The sequence below is a fragment of the Desulfonatronospira sp. MSAO_Bac3 genome (assembly GCF_003838035.1).
GTDB lineage: Bacteria > Desulfobacterota > Desulfovibrionia > Desulfovibrionales > Desulfonatronovibrionaceae > Desulfonatronospira > Desulfonatronospira thiodismutans.
In genome coordinates this window covers 1-2908 of the sequence record NZ_QYZY01000380.1, presented here as the reverse complement: position 1 = coordinate 2908, position 2908 = coordinate 1, and the positions used below count along the sequence as shown (strand labels likewise).

Annotated in this window: 3 protein-coding genes; all 3 read right to left on the bottom strand. The window is 53.9% G+C overall.

The window, feature by feature from the left end; all coding sequences use genetic code 11:
- Positions 1 to 51: 51 nt before the first annotated feature.
- Entirely contained in the window at positions 52 to 1380 is a 1329-nt protein-coding gene (locus tag D5S03_RS13245; RefSeq protein ID WP_287044399.1) for an MFS transporter, read from the bottom strand.
- A gap of 11 nt (positions 1381 to 1391) precedes the next feature.
- A complete protein-coding gene (locus D5S03_RS13240) occupies positions 1392 to 2027 on the bottom strand; it encodes an NUDIX hydrolase (RefSeq protein WP_287044398.1) in 636 nt (211 codons plus the stop codon).
- Positions 2028 to 2046: 19 nt separating this feature from the next.
- Positions 2047 to 2908: TRAP transporter substrate-binding protein (locus tag D5S03_RS13235; RefSeq protein ID WP_287044396.1), on the bottom strand; the 862-nt coding region annotated here is incomplete at its 5' end.

Here is a 2908-nt window from a genome sequence, read left to right as displayed (position 1 = left end):
AATAAAGGTGTTTTTTACCCATTTCATACCTGGCCTGATTTGGGTAAAATGCTATTTGCAGGTCTGTGTAAAACTGCGTTTGAAAATAAACAGCGCAGCCAGGGCCAGTGCCAGGCAGCCGGCGAAAATAAAGCTGTATGATCCGGACTGGTCATGGCCAAGCACATCCAGAAACATACCCGCCGAGGCCGTACCCATGGCTCCGGACACAAAAAAGACCAGGTTGAAAACACCCATTCCAAGACCAACTCGTCCCTCGGGAAGGGTCCCGGATACAGCCCCTGCCAGTGAGGAATGGATAATGGTAAAACCGGAGTTGGCCACGATGAGACACAAAGCGCTTACTACCGGGCTCTGACCGGCGGTTAAAATAATAAGGCCGAATCCTGTCATCAGGATCAGAAAACCCGTCCTGACCACTGGAGCAGCTCCGCAGCGATCCACGAACCTGCCGGCAACCAGACCGGCCAGGGCTGCGCTCATGGCTCCGGGAAACAGATACAGCCCGATATGCAGAGTGGGCATGTCATAGATATGCCTGAACATAAGAGGCATAAGAAAAAAAGTGGCGAATATGGTGCCCATGGCCAGCAGAGCGGTGAGCAGGCCGTGCAGATAGCCGGGGCTTCCAAACAGTTCCGGAGATACAAATGGATAAGAAATAGAAATGATGCGCCTTGCAAAAAGGGTCCCCAGAACCAGCGCCGGCAGCAGCAGCCACCACATAACCAGGTTGACCATAAACAGCAGGCAGCCCACAGTACCCGCCAGTAAAAGTGCGCCCGGCAGGTCCAGAGGCTTGCGCACAAGATCGCTCTGCCTGGGAAGGGCCCTTCTAAGCAGGTAAATGGAGGGCAAAAGAAGCAGGGGCATAAGAAACAGATAATTCCAGTGCAGGTATCCGGCGATAAGCCCCCCTATAATGGGACCTATGCCCAGACCGAAGGCCACGGTGGAGGCGATGAGACCCAGCAGACGCCCCCGGATCTTCACCGGGACATATACAGTGGCCAGCACCATGGACAGGGCCGGAATCCCCGAAGCCCCGGCCGCCTGGATCATACGCGCGGCCACCAGCATATGGTAGGAATCTGTAAAAAAACCCAGCAGGGACCCCAGGCAGAATATCAAAAGGCCTGCAGTAATGAGATCTCGAAGGTGAAATCTCTGCCCCAGCCTGGCGTACATGACGGAACCAAAGGCAAAGATCACAATGTAGGCTGTAACCACCCAGCTGACCATAGCCGGAGATACAGCGTAGTCCGCAGCAATGTCCGGGACGGCCAGATTGAAGGTCACCCCGTTCAGGACCGATAAAAAAATAGTCAAAGACAGAAGCGGGGCTATGTACAGGCGCACCTGTCTGGGCTCAAGATCCATGGCAACTCCGGCTAATCAAATGCTGCCGGACGTTGCGGATCCATAAGGCAGGCTCTTACATGTTCAAGGTGGCGCTCATTGGTGCGGTTGGAGGAAAGAACAGGCAGATCGTCGAAATCAAAAAAATCCACCGCGGAAGTCTCGGGACTGGTCCGGGCATGGCCTCCGGTTATGCGGCACATGAAGACAATCTTGTAGGCATGGAAAAAGGAGATGGGCCGCCCTCCCCGGTTGGCGTCGTACACTCCCACCAGGCGCTCCGGAACCACGTTGTACCCGCTTTCCTCCCAGACTTCCCTGGCCACCATCTCCGAGGGTGTTTCCCCTACGTCGGCCCAGCCCCCGGGCAGGCACCACAGGCCGTCCTTTATCTCTTTTACCAGCATGATGCGCCCGTCCTGTATCACTGCTCCGCGCACATCCACCTTGACCGTGACATAGCCGCTCTGGTCCTGAAAAATGTCCATGGCCCGGGTGTAATCCAGGTTGGAATGCATCTCGGCCATTTCCGCGGCTATTTCCTGCAGCCGGGAAAAGTTTTTCTCATCGTGGTGATTCTTGCTGAATAAAAGCCCGATTCCGCTTATGGCCTGTATTTCCCTGGCCCAGCGAAGCCAGGCTGAAGCCGGATCATCTTTTTCAGACATTCAGGCCCCCTCAGAAAAATTAATAATCACCATACTCGGAAGAAAACTTTTCATCCAGCTCCCTGGTAATACTTACCGCCTCTTCAGCAGGCAGTCCTTTCATATTCTTGTCTTCTATCCAGTCATCAACAACCATATCCAGGCGCTCAATCCATCGGTCCTCTTCTTCCCCGGACAATTCTAAAACCTCGACGCCGTGCTCGTCCACTGCGAACTGAAGGCCTTCCCTGGATGCGTCGGCAAAAAGCTTGCCATACTTTCTGGCAAACTCATCATTGAGATCTTCAAATATCTCCTGTACTTCCGCCGGGAGTGCATCCCAGGTGTTTTTATTCATGATCTTTACAAAAGCCATATTGTAAAGAAACGGAGTCTTGGTCAGATGATCTATTACCTCGGCCAGCCTGAACCCCTGCAAGGTATCATTGGGGGCCAGTATGGAATTCACCAGCCCCTGGTCCAGGGCAAGGTAGGCCTCGGACATGGGCATGGCATGAGGAACAGCGCCCAGGGTTTTAACCGGCACCGCACTGCCTCCCACTGCTCTCATCTCCAGGCGCTCCATATCCTCCAGTTTTTCAACGGGTATCTTGCTCATGACATTGCCGGGCCCGGTAGCCCAGAACATGAGCACCTTGACATCTGAAAACTCATCCACATCCAGCTCTTCCTTGAACCTCTTGTACCCTTCATGCGCTGTCATGGAAGCTGCTACCGAGTTGACATTTTGATAACCGGGCAACTCGAAAACTTCTGTCAGGGGGAACATCCCCGGCGTATAGGACGGGCACGTACTGCCGATATCCGCCACTCCCGCTTCTACTCCACTGTAGATTTCCCTTGCACCGAGAAGGGATTCCCCTGCATGCAGACTGATTTTT

Bases quoted from the DNA above. Each gene is read 5' to 3' on its own strand.
- D5S03_RS13245 (WP_287044399.1), bottom strand. From the start codon at position 1,380: ATGGATCTTGAGCCCAGACAGGTGCGCCTGTACATAGCCCCGCTTCTG.
- D5S03_RS13240 (WP_287044398.1), bottom strand. From the start codon at position 2,027: ATGTCTGAAAAAGATGATCCGGCTTCAGCCTGGCTTCGCTGGGCCAGG.